Source organism: Dankookia sp. GCM10030260 (assembly GCF_042666655.1).
Lineage (GTDB): Bacteria > Pseudomonadota > Alphaproteobacteria > Acetobacterales > Acetobacteraceae > Paracraurococcus.
Window position 1 is genome coordinate 1,148,718 of the sequence record NZ_JBHTDE010000001.1, and the last position, 16,849, is coordinate 1,165,566.

The 16,849-nt window shown below is 71.1% G+C and carries 19 protein-coding genes; 12 read left to right on the top strand and 7 right to left on the bottom strand.

Features of this window, described 5'->3' with window-relative positions:
- The first annotated feature begins 42 nt into the window (after positions 1-42).
- The gene (locus ACFQS7_RS05525; protein WP_380066016.1) at positions 43-696 is read left to right on the top strand and encodes an enoyl-CoA hydratase/isomerase family protein; all 654 of its coding nucleotides are present in this window, start codon (positions 43-45) and stop codon (positions 694-696) included.
- The gene (locus ACFQS7_RS05530; protein WP_380066017.1) at positions 696-1,436 is read left to right on the top strand and encodes an enoyl-CoA hydratase/isomerase family protein; all 741 of its coding nucleotides are present in this window, start codon (positions 696-698) and stop codon (positions 1,434-1,436) included. The genes ACFQS7_RS05525 and ACFQS7_RS05530 overlap by 1 nt, the downstream gene beginning before the upstream one ends.
- Before the next feature lie 3 nt (positions 1,437-1,439).
- Here ACFQS7_RS05530 and ACFQS7_RS05535 read toward each other — a convergent pair whose 3' ends face one another.
- Complete coding sequence (locus ACFQS7_RS05535) at positions 1,440-3,065, bottom strand: GMC family oxidoreductase (protein WP_380066018.1); 1,626 nt, start codon at positions 3,063-3,065, stop codon at positions 1,440-1,442.
- Between the two features lie 120 nt (positions 3,066-3,185).
- Here ACFQS7_RS05535 and ACFQS7_RS05540 point away from each other — a divergent pair, with 120 nt between their 5' ends.
- Complete coding sequence (locus ACFQS7_RS05540; RefSeq protein ID WP_380066019.1) at positions 3,186-4,598, top strand: FAD-binding oxidoreductase; 1,413 nt, start codon at positions 3,186-3,188, stop codon at positions 4,596-4,598.
- Positions 4,599-4,759: 161 nt separating this feature from the next.
- On the opposite strand, the gene ACFQS7_RS05545 is transcribed toward ACFQS7_RS05540, so the two are convergent.
- Positions 4,760-6,157: a dipeptidase gene (locus ACFQS7_RS05545; RefSeq protein ID WP_380066020.1), complete on the bottom strand. Its 1,398-nt coding sequence runs from the start codon at positions 6,155-6,157 to the stop codon at positions 4,760-4,762.
- 95 nt (positions 6,158-6,252) lie between these two features.
- On the opposite strand from ACFQS7_RS05545, the gene ACFQS7_RS05550 reads away from it, so the two are divergent.
- On the top strand, positions 6,253-7,257 hold the full coding sequence (locus ACFQS7_RS05550; RefSeq protein ID WP_380066021.1) for an NAD(P)-dependent oxidoreductase: 1,005 nt from the start codon (positions 6,253-6,255) through the stop codon (positions 7,255-7,257).
- A 175-nt stretch (positions 7,258-7,432) separates the two neighbouring features.
- Here ACFQS7_RS05550 and ACFQS7_RS05555 read toward each other — a convergent pair whose 3' ends face one another.
- The 4 genes from ACFQS7_RS05555 to ACFQS7_RS05570 are packed head-to-tail and all read right to left on the bottom strand — an operon-like array spanning position 7,433 to position 8,776.
- A complete protein-coding gene (locus ACFQS7_RS05555; protein WP_380066022.1) occupies positions 7,433-7,855 on the bottom strand; it encodes a YciI family protein in 423 nt (140 codons plus the stop codon).
- A 26-nt stretch (positions 7,856-7,881) separates the two neighbouring features.
- Positions 7,882-8,178, bottom strand: a complete 297-nt coding sequence (locus ACFQS7_RS05560; protein ID WP_380066023.1) for a VOC family protein — start codon at positions 8,176-8,178, stop codon at positions 7,882-7,884.
- Positions 8,179-8,181: 3 nt separating this feature from the next.
- The gene (locus tag ACFQS7_RS05565; protein WP_380066024.1) at positions 8,182-8,349 is read right to left on the bottom strand and encodes a hypothetical protein; all 168 of its coding nucleotides are present in this window, start codon (positions 8,347-8,349) and stop codon (positions 8,182-8,184) included.
- 4 nt (positions 8,350-8,353) lie between these two features.
- Complete coding sequence (locus tag ACFQS7_RS05570) at positions 8,354-8,776, bottom strand: VOC family protein (protein WP_380066025.1); 423 nt, start codon at positions 8,774-8,776, stop codon at positions 8,354-8,356.
- Positions 8,777-8,836: 60 nt separating this feature from the next.
- On the opposite strand from ACFQS7_RS05570, the gene ACFQS7_RS05575 reads away from it, so the two are divergent.
- The 4 genes from ACFQS7_RS05575 to ACFQS7_RS05590 all read left to right on the top strand — a co-directional run bounded on the left by ACFQS7_RS05575 (position 8,837) and on the right by ACFQS7_RS05590 (position 12,288).
- Positions 8,837-9,520: a winged helix-turn-helix transcriptional regulator gene (locus ACFQS7_RS05575; protein WP_380066026.1), complete on the top strand. Its 684-nt coding sequence runs from the start codon at positions 8,837-8,839 to the stop codon at positions 9,518-9,520.
- Positions 9,521-9,639: 119 nt separating this feature from the next.
- Complete coding sequence (locus ACFQS7_RS05580; protein WP_380066027.1) at positions 9,640-10,704, top strand: amidohydrolase family protein; 1,065 nt, start codon at positions 9,640-9,642, stop codon at positions 10,702-10,704.
- Positions 10,701-11,810: an amidohydrolase family protein gene (locus ACFQS7_RS05585; protein WP_380066028.1), complete on the top strand. Its 1,110-nt coding sequence runs from the start codon at positions 10,701-10,703 to the stop codon at positions 11,808-11,810. The genes ACFQS7_RS05580 and ACFQS7_RS05585 overlap by 4 nt, the downstream gene beginning before the upstream one ends.
- A gap of 64 nt (positions 11,811-11,874) precedes the next feature.
- Positions 11,875-12,288 carry a Rieske (2Fe-2S) protein gene (locus ACFQS7_RS05590; protein WP_380066029.1) on the top strand — a complete coding sequence of 138 codons (414 nt, stop codon included), beginning with the start codon at positions 11,875-11,877 and terminating at the stop codon, positions 12,286-12,288.
- A 72-nt stretch (positions 12,289-12,360) separates the two neighbouring features.
- Here ACFQS7_RS05590 and ACFQS7_RS05595 read toward each other — a convergent pair whose 3' ends face one another.
- Positions 12,361-12,969, bottom strand: coding sequence for an OmpA family protein (locus ACFQS7_RS05595; RefSeq protein WP_380066030.1), 609 nt, complete (start codon positions 12,967-12,969; stop codon positions 12,361-12,363).
- Positions 12,970-13,366: 397 nt separating this feature from the next.
- On the opposite strand from ACFQS7_RS05595, the gene secG reads away from it, so the two are divergent.
- The 4 genes from secG (at position 13,367) to ACFQS7_RS05615 (ending at position 16,789) form a co-directional block, all read left to right on the top strand.
- Positions 13,367-13,687: a preprotein translocase subunit SecG gene (gene secG, locus ACFQS7_RS05600; protein ID WP_380066031.1), complete on the top strand. Its 321-nt coding sequence runs from the start codon at positions 13,367-13,369 to the stop codon at positions 13,685-13,687.
- A gap of 135 nt (positions 13,688-13,822) precedes the next feature.
- Entirely contained in the window at positions 13,823-15,457 is a 1,635-nt protein-coding gene (locus ACFQS7_RS05605) for a CTP synthase (protein WP_380066032.1), read from the top strand.
- A gap of 139 nt (positions 15,458-15,596) precedes the next feature.
- Positions 15,597-16,526, top strand: coding sequence for a hypothetical protein (locus tag ACFQS7_RS05610; RefSeq protein WP_380066033.1), 930 nt, complete (start codon positions 15,597-15,599; stop codon positions 16,524-16,526).
- A gap of 11 nt (positions 16,527-16,537) precedes the next feature.
- Positions 16,538-16,789: a hypothetical protein gene (locus ACFQS7_RS05615; RefSeq protein ID WP_380066034.1), complete on the top strand. Its 252-nt coding sequence runs from the start codon at positions 16,538-16,540 to the stop codon at positions 16,787-16,789.
- Positions 16,790-16,849 lie beyond the last annotated feature (60 nt).

The window sequence follows — 16,849 nt, forward strand, 5'->3', positions numbered from 1 at the left end:
ACCCGCGTTGACAGCCGGCGGCTCACCGGTAGCGTCCGGCTCATGATCCTGTTGAGCGAGATGCGCGGCTCCGTGCTGCTGCTGCGGCTGAACCGCCCGGAAAGGCGCAATGCGCTCAGCATGGCGCTCTGTGCGGCGTTGGTGGCGGGGCTGCGGGCGGCCGAGGACGATGACGCCGTGGCCGCCGTTGTGCTGGCCGGGGAGGGGGCCGGCTTCTGCGCCGGTGGGGACCTGGAGGAGCGGCGCCTGCTGGCCGATGATCCGGCCGCCTGGCAGGCGAGGGCGACGCTGGCCGATGCGGTGCTGGCCGCACCCGGCGCGATGGCCAAGCCGGTGGTCGCCGCGGTGCACGGCCGCGTGGTGGGGATGGGCGCCTCGCTGATGCTGGGCTGCGACATGGTGGTGGCGGCCGAGGATGCGCTGTTCACCTGGCCGGAGGCGCGGCACGGCATCTGGCCGGCGCTGGTCATGCCGCAATTGCTGCGCCATCTCGGGCCGAAGGATGCCTTCGAGGTGCTGGCGACCGGCCGCATGCTGGATGCGGCGGAGGCGCGGGCGCTGCGGCTGGTCAACCGCGTGGTGGCGCCGGATGCGCTGCTGGAGGAGGCCTGTGCCCTGGCGGCCGCTTCGGCGGCCTATGGGCCGGAGAGCCTGCGCGGCATCAAGGCGATGATCGACGCGGCAGGGGTCCGGTGATGAACGACACGGTGCTGTACGAAGCGGATGCGCGTGGCGTCGCCACGCTGCGGCTGAACCGGCCGGCGGCGCGCAACGCCTTCAACCTGGCGATGGCGGCGGCCTTGGCCGACGCCTGCCGGCGTGCGGCCACGGAGGACGCACGGCTGGTGCTGGTCCGCGCCGCGGGCCCGGTCTTCTGCGCCGGCGCCGACCTGAAGGAACGCCAGGGGATGGGCGACGACCAGGTGCGCGCCCGCCGGCTGAAGGGCTTCGCCGCCTATGCCGCGGTCGAGGCCCTGCCGATGCCGGTGGTCGCGGTGGTGGAAGGGCCGGCGGTCGGCTCCGGCTGCGAGATCGCCGCGGCCTGCGACTTCGTCGTGGCCACGCCGGCCGCCAGCTTCCGCACGCCGGAGGCGCTGTGGGGCACGGTGGGCGCGACGCAGCGGCTGCCGCGGGTGCTCGGCAAGCGGCTGGCCAAGGACATGATGCTGACCGGGCGGGTGCTGTCGGCCGGGGAGGCGCTGGCGCATGGGTTGGTGACGCGGCTGGTCGACGCGGCGGGGCTGGAGGCGGCGCTGGAGGAGATCGCCGCCACCATCGCCAGGGCCCCGCGATCCGCGCTGCGCCTGGCCAAGCGCTGCATCGACGAGGGCGTCGAGCGCGACCCGCGCGGCGCCCTGGCGACGGAGCTGCTGGCGATCGAGGAAAGCCTCGCCGCCGCCGAGTGGCAGGCGGCGATGGCCGGCTTCGAGGCCTGAGGCTCAGGCGGCCAGGCGCTGCCTGGCGGCGGCCTTGACCATGTCGGCGCATTTCTCGCCGATCATGATGCTGGGCGCGTTGGTGTTGCCGGAGACCACGGTCGGCATCACCGCGGCATCGGCCACGCGCAATCCCTCGATCCCGCGCACGCGCAGCTCCGGGTCCACCACGCTGGCGGGGTCGCCGCCCATGCGGCAGGTGCCGCTCGGGTGGTAGATCGTGTTGCCGGTGCGGCGGATGTGGCCGAGGATGTCCTCGTCGCTCGCCGCCGCGTCGCCGGGGACGATCTCCTCCTCGACGATGCCGGCGAAGGCGCGGGCCTGCGCCAGCCGCCGGCCGAGCTTGATGCCCTCCACCATGCAGCGCCGGTCGGTCTCGGTCGCCAAATAGTTGGCGTGGATCAGCGCCTTCTGCATCGGGTCCGGGCTGGCCAGCGTGATGCTGCCGCGGCTTTCCGGGCGGAGCTGGCAGGCGCTGATGGTCATGCCGGGGAAGTCGTGCAGTTCCATCATCGTCTTCGCGGTGCTGAAGGGCAGGAAATGGTACTGCACGTCGGGCGTCTCGCTGCCCGGCAGCACGCGGGCAAAGAGGCCCGCGGTGCCGGCGCTGACGGTCAGCGGGCCGGTGCGGCGGAGCGCGAATTCGGCGCCCATCAGCGCCTTGCCGAAGAGGCTGGCGACCCGCTTGTTCAGGCTGCCCGGCCCCTTCACCCGGAAGGCCAGCCGCGCCTGGAAATGGTCCTGCAGGTTGCGGCCGACCTGGACCAGGTCGTGCACCACCGGCACGCCGATCTCCTGCAGGTGCGCCGCCGGCCCGATGCCCGACAGCAGCAGCAGATGCGGCGAGGCGATGGCGCCGGCCGAGAGGATCACCTCGCGCGCCGCCTTGATGGTCAGTTTCGCGCCGTGCCGGGTGAAGGAGACGCCGGCGGCGCGGCGGCCTTCCATCACCAGCCCGTTGCTGTGCGCGTCGGTCACGACGATCAGGTTGGGCCGGTTGCGGGCCGGCTTCAGGTAGGCGGTGGCGGAGGAACAGCGCCAGCCGTTGCGCGCGGTCACCTGGAAGAAGCCGGCGCCCTCCTGGGTCGCGCCGTTGAAGTCGTCGTTGCGCGGGAAGCCGAGCTCGGCGGCGGCGTCGATGAAGGCCAGCGCCAGCGGGTTGCGCTCGCGCAGGTCGGAGACCGCCAGCGGCCCGCCCTTGCCGTGCAGGTCGGAGGCGCCGCGTTCCTGGTCCTCGGAGCGGCGGAAATAGGGCAGCACGTCCTCGAAGGACCAGCCGGTGCAGCCCAGCTGCCGCCAGTGGTCGTAGTCCGCGTGCTGGCCGCGCACGTAGAGCAGCCCGTTGATCGCCGAGGACCCGCCGAGGGTACGGCCGCGCGGCCAGGGGATGCGGCGGTTCTCGAGTTCCGGCTCCGGCTCCGTCACCAGGTTCCAGGACAGGGTCGGATGGTACATGGTCTTGGCATAGCCGATCGGCACATGCAGCCAGGGATTCCGGTCTCGGGCGCCGGCTTCCAGCAGGACGACGCGGACGGAGGGGTCCTCCGACAGCCGCGCGGCGACGGCGCAACCGGCCGAGCCGGCGCCCACCACGATGTAGTCCGCGCTGAGCGGCACGCCGTCGCTCATCGGCCGATTCCCTTGTGCATCGCAGCATTCCCCGTTGTTCCGCCGGCAGTGAAGCGCAGCATGCCGCACACGGCCAGGGGGGTTGAAGCGGCGGCGTGCGCGGCGGAGGATGGCGGCATAATGAGCCCGCTCGACATGCTGGCCGACGCCGTCGGCCCCAGGAACGTCCTCCACGAAGCGCAGGACCTCTCCCCCTATGCCGTCGACTGGCGCGGCGCCTATCGCGGCCAGCCGGTGGCGGTCGCCCGCCCCGGCAGCACGGCCGAGGTGGCCGAGGTGGTGCGGCGTTGCGGCGCCATGGGGCTTGCCATCGTCCCGGCCGGCGGCCGCACCGGGCTGGCAGGCGGCGCGGTGCCGGCGGCGAACGGGCCGCCCGCGGTGGTGCTGTCGCTGGAACGGCTCAACCGCATCCGCCATGTCGATGCGCGCGATTTCTCCCTGGTGGCGGAGGCCGGCTGCGTGGTGCAGACGGTGCAGGCGGCGGCGGCCGAGGCCGGGAGGCTCTTCCCGATCCAATGGGGCGCGCAGGGCACGGCGCAGATCGGCGGCATGCTCTCGACCAATGCGGGCGGCATCCGCACCCTGCGCTGGGGCAATGCGCGCGAACTGGTATTGGGGCTGGAGGTGGTGCTGCCGGATGGCCGCGTGCTGGACGATTTGCGGCGCGTCCGGAAGGACAACAGCGGCTACGCGCTGCGGCACCTGTTCATCGGCGGGGAGGGGACGCTCGGCGTCATCACCGCGGCGGCCCTGCGCATGGTCCCGGCGCTGAAGCGGGTCGAGAGCGCCTTCGTCGCGGTGCCCAGCCCCGATGCGGCGCTGTCGCTCTTCTCCCGCGTCATGGGCAGCGGCGCCGAGCTGATCGGCTTCGAGCTCTGCGCCCGCTTCTGCATGCAGATGGCGGCGAAGCACGGCGTGGGCCTGCGCATGCCGCTGCCGCTGGAGGCGCCCTGGTATGTCATGGTCGAGATCGCCGCGGCGCATGAAAGCGTGCCGCTGCGCGACATGCTGGAGGAGGCGCTGGGCGCCGCACTCGAAAGCGGCGAGGCGAGCGATGCGGTGATCGCCGAGAGCGAGGCGCAGCGCGCCATGATCTGGAAGATCCGCGAGGACTACCCGGACTGCTCGCGCCGCGACAGCCCGGCGGTCGGCACGGATACCTCCGTGCCGGTCTCGGCGGTGCCGGATTTCGTCAACGCGGCGGAGCGGGCGCTGAAAGCGCGCTGGCCGGAAGGCCGCATGGCGGCGATCGGCCATGCCGGCGACGGCAACATCCACCTGTCGCTGCATGCGCCGGAAGGCTGGGCGGGGGACCGCGCCGCCTGGGTGGCGCATGCGGGGGAGATGGAGCCGCTGGTGAACGCCATCGCGGTCTCGCTCGGCGGCAGCTTCTCGGCCGAGCACGGCATCGGGCAATCGAAGCGCCATGCCATGGCGACGCACAAGAACCAGGTGGCTCTCGACCTGATGCGGACGGTGAAGGCGGCGTTCGACCCGGACGGGCGGATGAACCCGGGGAAGGTGCTGCCCTAGAATCTGCCAGGCGCCGTTGGAGGCGCCTGACCGACTCCAGGTTATTGTTCCGCCGTGTGATTCACGTCTTTCGATGGGTCCGCCTCGGCCGAGCACACCCTGGGCAGCATCCGCGCCGGCAGGCGACGGGATGCGCGGGTCAGGCCCGCGCATCCCGCGCTTCAGGCAGCACGCCCGGCGATCTCCGCCAGCAGCCGCGCATGGCTGCGGGCGCCCTTGTGCAGGCAGCGGAACTCGAATTTCTCGTTCGGGCTGTGCACCTGGTCATCGGTCAGCCCGAAGCCGACCAGAAGGCTGTCCAGGCCGAGCAGCCGCTGCATGCTCTCGACCACCGGGATCGAGCCGCCGCAGCCCATCAGCACCGCGGGCTTGCCGTATTCCGCAGTCAGCGCCGTGCGGGCGGCGCGCACCCAGGGGCTGTCGGCCGCCACCTCGATTCCCGGCGTGGTGCTGAATACCTGGACCTCGGCGGTGCAGTCGGCCGGCAGGCGGTCGGCGACGAAGCGGCGGATGCTCTCGGCGACCTGCTGCGGGTCCTGGCCGGGGACCAGGCGGCAGGAGAGCTTGGCATGGGCCTCCGCCGCGATCACCGTCTTGCTCCCGTCGCCGGTATAGCCGCCCCAGATGCCGTTCAGGTCGGCGGTCGGCCTGGCCCACATCCGTTCCAGCGCGCCGCGGCCGCGCTCGCCGGCCGGGACGGACAGGCCGATCTCGCCGAGGAACTCCGCCTCGTCGAAGCCCAAGCCGTCCCATTCGACGCGCTGCGCGTTGGTCAGCTCCCGCACCCCGTCGTAGAAGCCGGGCAGCTGCACGCGGCCGTCCTCGTCGTGCAGGCCGCCCATGATCCGGCTCAGCAGGTTGATCGGGTTGCGCGCGGCGCCGCCATAGATCCCGCTGTGCAGGTCGCGCGAAGCCGCCTTCAGGTCGACCTGCGCATAGACCATGCCGCGCAGGCTGGTGGTGATCGCCGGCGTGTCGATGTCCCACATGCCGGTGTCGCTGACGATGGCGACATCGGCCTTCAGCGCATCGCGGTTGGCGGCGAGGAAGGCGTCGAGGCTGGGGCTGCCGACCTCCTCCTCGCCCTCGATCAGCACGGTGATGCGGCAGGGCGGGCCGCCGGCCACCGCGTGCCAGGCGCGCAGCGCGTCCAGCCACATGCTGCACTGGCCCTTGTCGTCCACCGCGCCGCGGGCGACCACGCGCGGGCCGTGCGGGCCCTCGACCACCACCGGGTCGAAGGGCGGCGAGGTCCAGAGCGCCAGCGGGTCGGCCGGCTGCACGTCGTAATGGCCGTAGAACAGCAGATGCGGCGTGGCGCCGCCCGGGCCGGGATGGTGGGCGACCACCACGGGGTGGCCGGCGGTCGGGCGGACCTCGGCGGCGAACCCCATGCCCTGCAATTCGTCGCGCACCCAGCCGGCGGCGCGCAGGCAGTCGCCGGCATGGGCCGGCTGGGCGCTGATGCTGGGGATGCGGAGCCAGTCGAGCAGCCGCGCCTCGGCAGCGGCGGCGGTGTCGTCGAGGTGGGCGAGGATGGCGGGGAGGGGATGGGGCATGGCGCCAATCCACCACGCCGCGCCGCGCCGGCCAAGCCGCGTTGCGCCCCTGGGACCGGCATGGGAGGGATGCGGCAACGGACGAGGGATGCGCCATGCAGGTCTACCTGACCCATACCGCCGATGCGCTGGCGAACTACTACGGCGAAGGGGCCCTGGCCGCGCTGCGCCAGGTCGCCCAGGTCCGGCTGAACCAGACCGGCCGGCACTTGGCCGGGCGGGAACTGGCCGAGGCCGCCGCCGGCTGCGAGGCGATCGTCAGCTACCGCCAGTCCCCGGGCGAGGCCGAAACCTTCCGCCACGCCCCCGACTTGGTCGCCTTCCTGCGCTGCGCGGTCGATATCCGCAACGTGGACGTCGCGGCGGCGAGTGCCGCCGGCGTGCTGGTGACCCAGGCGACGCCGGGCTTCATCCCCTCGGTCGCCGAGCTGGTGGTGGGGCAGATGGTCGACCTGGCGCGCGGCGTCAGTGACGCGGCGGCCAGCTACCATCGCGGCGCGGTGCCGGCGGCGCGGATGGGGCGTCAGCTCAACGGCGCGACGCTGGGCATCATCGGCCATGGCGCGATCGGGCGGTACCTGGCGCCGCTCGGCCTGGCGCTGGGGATGCGGGTGCTGGTGGCGGACCCGCATGCGGCGCCGGAGGATCCGCGGCTCGAACATGTCCCGCTGGAGGCGCTGCTGGCGGGGAGCGACTTCGTCGTCTGCCTCGCCGTCGCCAACGAGCAGACCGAGAATCTGATGGATGCCGCCGCCTTTGCCCGGATGCGGCGCGGCGCCTTCTTCCTCAACCCCTCGCGCGGCAACCTGGTGGAGGAGGCGGCGCTGCTGGCGGCGCTGGACAGCGGCCAGCTGGCCGGCGCGGCGATGGATGTCGGCCGGGCGCCGGACCAGATGCCGACGCCATCCTTGGCAGCACACCCGAAGGTCATCGCCACGCCGCATGTCGGCGGCCTGACCCCGGCCGCTATCGAGCACCAGGCCTTCGACACGGTGCGGCAGGTGACGGCGCTGGCCCGCGGCGAAGTGCCGGACCACGCGGTCAATGCCGCGGCGGCGACGCGGCTGGCGCGGCTCGGGATTACCCCGCCGGCGGCGTAGCCGGGCCTCGTTGTAATTGAGTGGAAGAAGCAAAGGCCGGGGAGGAAGTATCCTCCCTGGACCCTCCTCTGTTTCTGTGGGTTGGCATCGGCCGCGCGGCGGGTGCCGGACCCACGAAAAGGAAGGCCAAGGAGACATTCGTGCTTGGGGAGGGAATGCCGTTCTCTCCCCAACCTTACTCCCCGGCCACCTGGTCGCGGAGCCTGGCTTCCGCCGCGGCGATCTCCGGCGTCATGGCCACGCCGAAATCCGCCATCTCGAAGAGCGGGCGGATCTCGATCTCGCTCGGGCCGGGCATCGGGTTGGGGCAGCGCTTCACCCAGGCCACCGCCTCCGCCATGTCCTCGACCTGCCACAGCCAGAAGCCGGCGACGAGTTCGCCGGTCGCCCCGAAGGGGCCGTCGACCACGGTGCGGGACGCGCCGTCGAAGGCCACGCGCTTGCCGCGGGCGGAAGGATGCAGGCCCTCGCCGGCCAGCAGGATGCCGGCATCGGCCAATTCCTGGTTGAACCGTCCCATGGCCTCGAGCAACTCGGTCGAGGGCAGCAGGCCGGCTTCGCTGTCCGGCGTCGCCTTCACCAGAACCATCACGCGCATCCTGTGGTCTCCTCCTCGCAATTTGGCTATCCCCGGAACGCGGCTTCCAGCGTCGCCAGGTCGATCTTCACCATGCCCTCGATCGCCTGCTTCACCCGCCCGGCCTGGTCCGCATCGGCTTCCTGCAGCAGGTCGCCGACCGGGCTGGGGACGACCTGCCAGGAAACCCCGTAGCGGTCGGTCAGCCAGCCGCACTGGACCGGCTTGCCGCCTTCCAGCAGCCCGTCCCACAGCGCGTCGACCTCGGCCTGCGTCGCGCAGGTGAGGAAGAGCGAGATGGCGTGGCCATGCGCCACCTCGGCGGGCGGGTCGAACAGGATCACCTCCTACCCCGCGAGCGCCACGGTGACCGCGATCAGCGTGCCCTCGGCGCCCATCCGCATGCGGCCGTGGATCTCGGCCGGCTGGCCGGCGCGCCGGAAGGCGGCGAGGTAGAAGGCGGCGGCGCCCTCGGCCTTCCCGGGGACCCAGGCGCAGGGCGCGAGCGTCGCCATGTGGTCAGCCCTTCGCCATGGCCGTTGCGGCGGCCGCCATATCCATCCACATGACTTCCCAGATATGGCCGTCCGGATCCTCGAAGCCGCGGCCGTACATCCAGCCGTGGTCCTGCTTGAAGCCGGGATCCATGGTGCCGCCGGCCGCACCGGCGCGCTCGACGATGCCGTCCACCTCGGCGCGGCTCTCGGCCGAGAGGCAGAGCAGCACCTGGCAGGTCGCCTTCGCGTCGGGGATCGCCTTGGTGGTGAATTGGCGGAATTTGTCATGCGTCAGCAGCATGGTGTGGATGGTCTCGGACAGCACCATGCAGGCCGCGGTGTCGTCGGAGAATTGCGGGTTTTTCCGCGCGCCCACGGCTTCGTAGAAGGCGACGGCGCGCGGCAGGTCCGCGACCGGCAGGTTGACGAAAATCAGCTTGGCCATGCGGTTGTCCTCGCCCATCGGGTTCGACAAGCCTGCTGCATGAAGTTATAAATTGCTACCATGAAGTCAAAAAACCAGAGTGAATTTCAGCCGAGGCCACGCCGCTACGAGGATGCCTGTGCCGCAGCCCATGCGCTCGACCTGGTCGGCGACCGCTGGGCGCTGCTGGTGATGCGCGAGTTGCTGCTCGGCCCGCGCCGCTTCGGCGACCTGCGCGCCAGCCTGCCCGGCATCAGCGCCACCGTCCTGACCCAGCGGCTGGAGGAACTGGAGACCGCGTGTATCGTCCAGCGCCGCCGGCTGCCGCCGCCGGCCGCGGTGCAGGTCTATGCCCTGACCGACTGGGGCATGGGGAGCGAGCCGATCTTCCAGGCGCTCGGCCGCTGGGCGGCACGGTCGCCGCGGCACGACCCGACCCTGCCGATCAGCGCGGTGTCCTTCCTGCTGTCGCTGCGGACCATGCTCGATCCAGGCCGGGCGGCGGGGCTGCGGGCACGGATCGGCTTCCGACTGGGGGAGGAGGAATTCGCCGGCGACCTCGCCGAGGGCCGGATCGCCATCGCCGCCGGCGCGGCGGCCCCGGCCGACCTCATCCTCTCCGGCCCGCCGGCGGTGCTTGCGGCCGCGATCTATGGCGGCGTGCCGCTGGCGGCGCTGGAAGGGGAGGGCACCATCCGCATCGAGGGCGACCGCGGCCTGGCAGCGCGCTTTGTCACCCTGTTCCCCCTGCCGGACAAGGCCTGAACACCGCGCGACCGGGCACGGGGATGGTCGCTCGACCAATAGCCCGCTTGCTGCGGGACCCCGATCGGGCTGATATACCAGTCCGGCCCCCGCATGGGCCGCGGGGGACGGGAAACGGCATGTTCAGCGGGTATCGCCCGATCGATTGCGACCTTCATCCCATGGTGCCGGGCATGAAGGCATTGACCCCCTACATGGACGCCTTCTGGGCCGACCAGGTGGCGGAGCGCGGGATCACCACGCTCGACAGCCAATCCTGGCCGGTGAACTCGCCGAAGACCATCCGGGCCGACTGGCGCGGCGCAAACGGCCGCGGCGCTGATACGGTGGATCAGCTGCGCGGCCAGGTGCTGGACCGATTCGGCATCGAGACCGGCATACTCAACCCGCTCTATGGTGTGCAGCTCGTCCTCAACCAGGACATGGCGGTCGCCTTCACCCGCGCCCTAAACGATTGGACCCGGGCGGAATGGCTCGACCGCGACGAGCGGTTGCGGGCCTCCATCGTGCTGCCCATGCAGAACGTCGCCGCGGCGGTGGAGGAGATCGAGCGGCTCGGCCCCGACCGCCGCTTCGTCCAAGTGCTGGCGCTGGTGATGGGGGAGAACCCGCTGGGCAAGCGGCAATACTGGCCGATCTACGAGGCCTGCGTGCGGCACGGCCTGGCGCTCGGCATCCATGCCGGCAGCGCCTACCGGCATCCGCAGACCTCGGTCGGCTGGACCTCCTGGTACCTCGAGGAATACGCCGCCAACCAGCAGGGATTCCAGAGCACGCTTGCCAGCCTGCTGACCGAGGGGGCGCTGGTGAAGCACCCCGAACTGAAGGTCGTCCTGCTGGAATCCGGCGTCACCTGGCTGCCTGCCTTCCTCTGGCGGCTGTCGAAGACCTGGAAGGGCGTCCGCTTCGAGATCCCCTGGGTGGACCGGCTGCCGGCCGAGATCATCCGCGACCAGGTCCGCCTGACCGTGCAGCCGCTGGACGCGCCGGCGGACGCGGTGGAACGCGTGCTGGACCATTTGCGCTCGGACAAGATGCTGCTCTGGGCCTCCGACTGGCCACACTGGCAATATGACGGCGACGCGGCGGTGCCGCCCGGCATCCCGGCCTCGCTGATGCCCAAGCTGATGCGCGAGAACGCGCTTGCGACCTACGACCGTATCCGGGAGGGAGTGCCCGCATGAACGTCATCCAGCCCATCCAGGTGCCCGGCAAGCCGGCCGCCGCCACGCTCGGCCTCATCGACGTGGACATCCATCCGCGGCCGAAGGCGATCACCGAGTTCAAGCCCTTCATGTCGGACCGCTGGTGGCAGCACCTGCAGACCTGGGGCATGCGCCAGCGGCACGGCTTCACCGGCGGCCAGCCGCCCTTCCCGAAGGCGCAGCCGCTGGCCTCGCGCCGCGACGCCTGGCCGCCCAATGGCGGGACGCCGGCTTCCGACCTCGACTTCCTGCGCTTCCAGCTGCTGGACAATTACGGCACCGATATCGGCGTGCTGAACCCCTTGCAGCCGAGCGGGCAGGGCGACCGCAACAACGCCTTCTCCGCCGCCATGGCGCATGCCGTGAACGAGTGGCAGCTGGAGGCCTGGCTGCGCAAGGAACCTCGCCTGCGCGGCAGCATCGTGGTGCCCTACGAGGACCCGATCGCCTCCGCCGCCGAGATCCGCAAGCGTGCCGGCGACCCGAATTTCTGCCAGGTCCTGATGATGAGCCGGACCGCGGAGCCCGCCGGCAACCCGCGCTACTGGCCGATCTACGGGGCCGCGGCCGAGGCCGGCCTGCCCGTCGCCTTCCACGCCTTCGGCTATAGCGGCTGGGCGATGACCAATGGCGGCTGGCCGAGCTTCTACATCGAGGAGGTGTCGGAACATGCCACCTCCTGCCAGAACCAGGTGATCTCGCTGGTGGTGGAGGGCGTGCTCGAGCGCTTCCCCGCGCTGAAGATCATCCTGATCGAATGCGGCTTCGCCTGGCTGCCATCGGTCGGCTGGCGGCTGGACCAGGCCTGGAAGAGCCTGAAATCCGAGGTGCCGCACCTCACGCGCCTGCCGTCGCAGCAGATCCGCCAGCAGATCTGGGTGTCCACCCAGCCGATGGAGGAGCCGGAGCGCGGCGGCCACCTGCTCGACATCATGGAATGGGTGGGGTGGGACCGGATCCTGTTTGCCTCGGACTACCCGCACTGGGACTTCGACGATGCGCGGTCCGCGATGCCGGGGGTGGTGCCGGCGGAGCGGCGGGCGGCGATCTATGGCGGGAATGCGCGGGTGCTCTACGGGCTCTGAAGGAAGATCGGGGAGGGGGGAACCTCCTCCCCGAACCCCGCCACCCTTTTTCTGTGAGTCTGCCGTGCCCAAGCATGTCGTCTGTGCCGTCGCCGAGATCCCGCCGGGCGGGCGCAAGCTGGTGGAGGCCGAGGGGAAGCGGATCGTCGTCTTCAATCTGGACGGCGAGTTCTTCGCGCTGAGCGACCGCTGCCCGCACCAGGGCGGCAGCCTCTGCGCCGGGCTGCTGAGCGGCCATGTCGATAGCCCGGAGCCGGGGGTGTACGTCTATGGCCGCCGCGGCGAGATGATCCGCTGCCCCTGGCACTACTGGGAATTCGACATCCGCACGGGGAAAAGCTGGTTCGACCCGAAGCGGGTGCAGGTGCGGCAGTACGCGGCGCATGTGGAAACGGGGGCGGCGCTGGTGGAAGGGCCATATGTGGCGGAGACGTTCCCGGTGCAGGTCGAGGACGCCTATGTGGTGGTGGAGGCCTAGGATCGCGCCAGCCTGATGGCCGGACAGCGGTCCGACGCGAAGTCCCGCGCCGGACCCATCGAGGCCGAGGCTTCAGGCGTTCGCCAGCGACAGCACCACGCGGCGATTCTGCGCCCGCCCCTTGGCGTCACTGTTCGATGCGACCGGATCCGCCTCACCCATGCCCCGCGCCGAGACCATGTCGGATCGGACGCCCTGCGAGATCAGGTACTCCATGACCGCCTCGGCCCGCTTCTGCGACAATATCTGGTTCGACGTGATGCCTTGTCGCTGCAGCGCCGGGCCGATGGGAGCATTGTCGGTGAAGCCGGTGACGATGAGCTTGTTCTGCTGGGTCGGCGCCAGCTTCCGGCTCATGTCGGCGATGATATGCTTGCCCCTCTCGCGCATCTCCCAGCTGCCTGGGGCGAACAGCAGGTCGCTGTTCACGGTGTAGGCGATCGCGCCCTGTAGCCGGCCGACCTGCTGACGTTCCGCCGCAAGCGTGGCGGACTGCGCCGCAAGCTGCCGTTTCAGCTGGTTGTTCTCCGCTTGCAGCGCGTCGTAGTCGCTTTGGGACACGCAGCCTGCGACCACGATAGGGGCGAACAGCACGCCTGCCATGCGATGCATCCGCGACACGAATCTGGCCATCTGTCCCATTCCTTTCATCGGCATTTTTCGATCGGTGCAGGAATTCATGCATCATTCTTCCCGCAGTACGACTGTTCATTCGCAAATGTAATGGCTGGCCGAGAATAGGCGGTGCGTTGGTGGAAGCGCGGGGATTCACTATCGGAATTCCGTCGATTTCTCCATGCGGGTCATTCGGTGACTGGGATGACCCGATCTGGGTCCAAGCGCGCCAGGAAGGTTAGACCCCCCCCCGGCCGGATGCTCGGCATGTCGCCTGGACGCAGAACGCCGCGCCGCAGGCCGCAAACCATTGCGGTGCCGCGTTCACCTCCGAAGGTCGGTCGTCGTGGTCGGTGCGGGGACGTGGCGCGGCCTGGGGCGGCCGGATTGCGCGAAGGGTGGCTTCCGACGCCGCGAGCCTGTAGAACCCGCAGCCTCGCCGCACCGGACACCCGCGCAGCCCATGGCCACCGTCCTCCTCATCATTCACCTCTTCGTGACCCTTGCCCTGATCGGCGTAGTGCTCCTGCAGCGCTCCGAGGGTGGCGGGCTCGGCGTCGGCTCCTCCCAGGGCATGGGCGGCTTCATGACCGGCCGCGGCACCGCGAACCTGCTCACCCGCACCACGGCCGTGTTGGGCACCGTCTTCTTCGCGCTGTCGCTGACCCTGGCGATCCTCGGCCGCGGCACCGCCGGCCCGCGCTCGATCCTCGACGCGCCGCCGGCCGCCACCGCCCCCGCGCTGCCGGCGACCCCCGCCGCACCCAGCGTCCCGACCAACTGATGCCGAGTCGCACCGACTGCGGCATGGCCGCGCCGATGCGCAAGCCGGCTTATTCGCACATCTCCCGCGAATGCATGGCCGCTCCCTCACACTGCGGGTAGCAGCGGCGGGCGTCACGCGGTAAGCAGGGCACCCATGGCGCGGTTCGTATTCATCACCGGCGGCGTGGTCTCCTCCCTTGGCAAGGGCATTGCAGCGGCGTCGCTCGGCGCGCTGTTGCAGGCCCGTGGCTACAAGGTGCGGCTGCGCAAGCTCGACCCCTATCTCAACGTCGATCCCGGGACGATGTCCCCGTATCAGCACGGCGAGGTCTTCGTCACCGACGACGGCGCGGAGACCGATCTCGACCTCGGTCACTACGAGCGCTTCACCGGCGTCCACGCCACCAAGGCTGACAATTGGACCACGGGCCGAATCTATTCCGACGTCATCGCCGCCGAACGGCGGGGCGACTACCTCGGCGGCACCGTCCAGGTCATTCCCCACATCACCGACAAGATCAAGGAAGTCGTCCAGGCCGAGACCGATGGCTACGACTTCGTCCTGGTCGAGGTCGGCGGCACGGTCGGCGACATCGAATCGCTGCCCTTCCTCGAAGCCATGCGGCAACTATCCAACGAGATGGGCCCGACCCGCAGCCTCTTCGTCCACCTCACCCTGGTGCCTTATATCGGCTCGGCCGGCGAGCTGAAGACCAAGCCGACCCAGCATTCGGTCAAGGAATTGCTCGGACTCGGTATCCAGCCGCAGATCCTGCTCTGCCGCTGCGACCGGCCGATCCCGGAGAACGAGCGCCGCAAGATCGCGCTCTTCTGCAACGTACGGCCCGAGAGCGTCATCCCGGCGCTCGACGCCAGCAGCATCTACGGCGTGCCGCTGCAGTATCATGCCGAAGGCCTGGACCAGGAAGTGCTGCGCCATTTCGGCTTGAGCGCCTATGGCGAGCCCGACATGCGCCGCTGGGAAGGCATCGTCCATTCCCTACGCCAGCCGGAAGGCGAGGTCACCATCGCCGTCGTCGGCAAGTATACCAACCTGCTCGACAGCTATAAGTCGCTGAACGAGGCGCTGACCCATGGCGGCATCGCCCACAATGTCCGGGTCAAGCTGGACTGGGTCGACTCGGAGGTCTTCGAGCGCGATGAGGAGGCGGTCGCGCGGCTCGAAGGCGCCAGCGGCATCCTGGTCCCGGGCGGCTTCGGTGAGCGCGGCACCGCCGGCAAGCTCGAAGCCGTGCGCTTCGCCCGCGAACGCAAGGTCCCTTTCTTCGGCATCTGCTTCGGCATGCAGATGGCGGTGATCGAGGCGGCGCGGAACCTGGTCGGCCTCAAGGGCGCGTCCTCGACCGAATTCGGCCCCTGCGAGCATGCGGTCGTCGGGCTGATGACCGAATGGCTGCGCGGCAATGCGCTGGAACGCCGCAACGCCGCCGGCGACCTCGGCGGCACCATGCGGCTCGGCTCCTACCTGGCCCGCCTGGCCGAGGGCACGCTGGTGCAGCAGGTCTATGGCGGCGCCTCCGAGATCACCGAGCGCCACCGTCATCGTTACGAGGTCAACGTCAACTACAAGGACCGGCTGGAGGAAGTGGGGCTCCGCTTCTCCGGCATGTCGCCGGACGGCGCCTTGCCCGAGATCGTCGAATACCCCGACCACCCCTGGTTCATCGGCGTGCAGTTCCACCCCGAATTGCGCTCCAAGCCGTTCGAGCCGCATCCGCTGTTCCGCGGCTTCATCGGCGCCGCGATCCGCCAGGCGCGGCTGGTCTGACGCGGCCGGAGGGCCGCCTGGCCCGCAGGCCTGGATCGGTCCGTCCCGCGACGGGGCGGGGGGAACATGACGGCAGCTTAGCTTGACGCCGGCGCTCCGGCCGGCGTCACTTCCCGCCTCCCATCGAGGCACCTTCCGCATGCCCTTGCGTCGCAGCCTGGTCCTTCTCCTGCCCTTGCTGGCCATCGGTTGTGCCGGAGGAGGGCAGAAGGACCCGCCCTCGCCGCTGGCCCTCCGGCTCGGCACCGCGCTGGAAGCCGCCGACCCCAGCGCCGACGCCCTGATCCTGCGGATGGATGCCTTCGAGCGCATGGCGCGGCGCGAGGATGCCGCGATCGGCTTCGCCGCCGGTGGCCGCCAGGCCGGCGCCCCGCGGCTCGGCGCCGCCGGGTCCGGCGCGGCGGAGGCCGCCGGCCAGGTGCTGATGCCCGCCGTCACCGCGCTCGGCGACTATGCCCATGGCCTGGCCCAGCTGGCGGACGGCGAGCCGATCGAGCCGCGCTCCGGCCCCGCCGGCGCCCTGCTGGCCCAGGCTGCCGATGCCGGTCTGCAGGCGGTCCGCCAGACCGGCGGCGCCATGCCGCCCGAGCCGGTCCGCGCCGCCGGCCTGGCCGGCATCGCCGCCTTGTCCGACCTGCCCGACCGCATGGCCGCGACGCGCGGTGCCAACGTCCCCGCCATGCTGGCCGAGGCCGCGCCGCATCTTGCCTCCGTCACCTCCTTGCTGCGGGCGGCGATCGGGGCGGAGCCGGGCGACGGTACCCGCGGCGCCCTCCGCGCCCGGCGGGACGGGCTTGATGCCGCCCAGGCGCGCTTCCTCGCCGCCGTCGCCGCCGACCGCCGGCTCGGCCCCGGCGAGCGCTACACCATCTTCCGCAGCGTTGCCGACCAGCGCGACGACGACCCCGCCCAGGGCAGCTTCGCCGCCCTGATCGATGTGCTCGACACGCTGGAGGCGGCGCATGCCGCGCTTGCCGCTGGCGCGCCCGACGCGGCACCGAAGGTCGCCGCCTTCGAGGCCGCGGTGGCGCGGCTCGGCGCCATGGCCGAAGCCGCCCAGCGCAATTGATCCGGCACGGCATGGCGGTGGGCCTGCTGGGCGGCGGGCTGCTGGGCGTCCTCGGCCTGGCCGGCGCCGCCGGGTTCGGCCTCGTCCCCTTCGCGCCCTTCTGGGCCTTCCTGGCCTGCACCGCGGCGCTCGCGGGCCTCGCCCTGCGGCAGCCCGCGGAGCCGGAGGGCACCGGCCAGGGCCCTGCCATGGGCCCGGACGGCGCGCTCTCCGACGGCGGCGGGGGCGGCGATGCGGGCGGTGACGGCGGCGGCGCCGCCTAGCCCCGGCAGAGTCGCGTGCGGGTGACATCCCGCCCGAACCCCTTGCCCCTGGGGCAGGAC

Coding starts and splice junctions, on each gene's coding strand:
- ACFQS7_RS05525 (WP_380066016.1), top strand. CDS start 43: ATGATCCTGTTGAGCGAGATGCGCGGCTCCGTGCTGCTGCTGCGGCTG.
- ACFQS7_RS05530 (WP_380066017.1), top strand. CDS start 696: ATGAACGACACGGTGCTGTACGAAGCGGATGCGCGTGGCGTCGCCACG.
- ACFQS7_RS05535 (WP_380066018.1), bottom strand. CDS start 3,065: ATGAGCGACGGCGTGCCGCTCAGCGCGGACTACATCGTGGTGGGCGCC.
- ACFQS7_RS05540 (WP_380066019.1), top strand. CDS start 3,186: ATGAGCCCGCTCGACATGCTGGCCGACGCCGTCGGCCCCAGGAACGTC.
- ACFQS7_RS05545 (WP_380066020.1), bottom strand. CDS start 6,157: ATGCCCCATCCCCTCCCCGCCATCCTCGCCCACCTCGACGACACCGCC.
- ACFQS7_RS05550 (WP_380066021.1), top strand. CDS start 6,253: ATGCAGGTCTACCTGACCCATACCGCCGATGCGCTGGCGAACTACTAC.
- ACFQS7_RS05555 (WP_380066022.1), bottom strand. CDS start 7,855: ATGCGCGTGATGGTTCTGGTGAAGGCGACGCCGGACAGCGAAGCCGGC.
- ACFQS7_RS05565 (WP_380066024.1), bottom strand. CDS start 8,349: ATGGCGACGCTCGCGCCCTGCGCCTGGGTCCCCGGGAAGGCCGAGGGC.
- ACFQS7_RS05570 (WP_380066025.1), bottom strand. CDS start 8,776: ATGGCCAAGCTGATTTTCGTCAACCTGCCGGTCGCGGACCTGCCGCGC.
- ACFQS7_RS05575 (WP_380066026.1), top strand. CDS start 8,837: ATGAAGTCAAAAAACCAGAGTGAATTTCAGCCGAGGCCACGCCGCTAC.
- ACFQS7_RS05580 (WP_380066027.1), top strand. CDS start 9,640: ATGTTCAGCGGGTATCGCCCGATCGATTGCGACCTTCATCCCATGGTG.
- ACFQS7_RS05585 (WP_380066028.1), top strand. CDS start 10,701: ATGAACGTCATCCAGCCCATCCAGGTGCCCGGCAAGCCGGCCGCCGCC.
- ACFQS7_RS05595 (WP_380066030.1), bottom strand. CDS start 12,969: ATGAATTCCTGCACCGATCGAAAAATGCCGATGAAAGGAATGGGACAG.
- secG (WP_380066031.1), top strand. CDS start 13,367: ATGGCCACCGTCCTCCTCATCATTCACCTCTTCGTGACCCTTGCCCTG.
- ACFQS7_RS05605 (WP_380066032.1), top strand. CDS start 13,823: ATGGCGCGGTTCGTATTCATCACCGGCGGCGTGGTCTCCTCCCTTGGC.
- ACFQS7_RS05610 (WP_380066033.1), top strand. CDS start 15,597: ATGCCCTTGCGTCGCAGCCTGGTCCTTCTCCTGCCCTTGCTGGCCATC.
- ACFQS7_RS05615 (WP_380066034.1), top strand. CDS start 16,538: ATGGCGGTGGGCCTGCTGGGCGGCGGGCTGCTGGGCGTCCTCGGCCTG.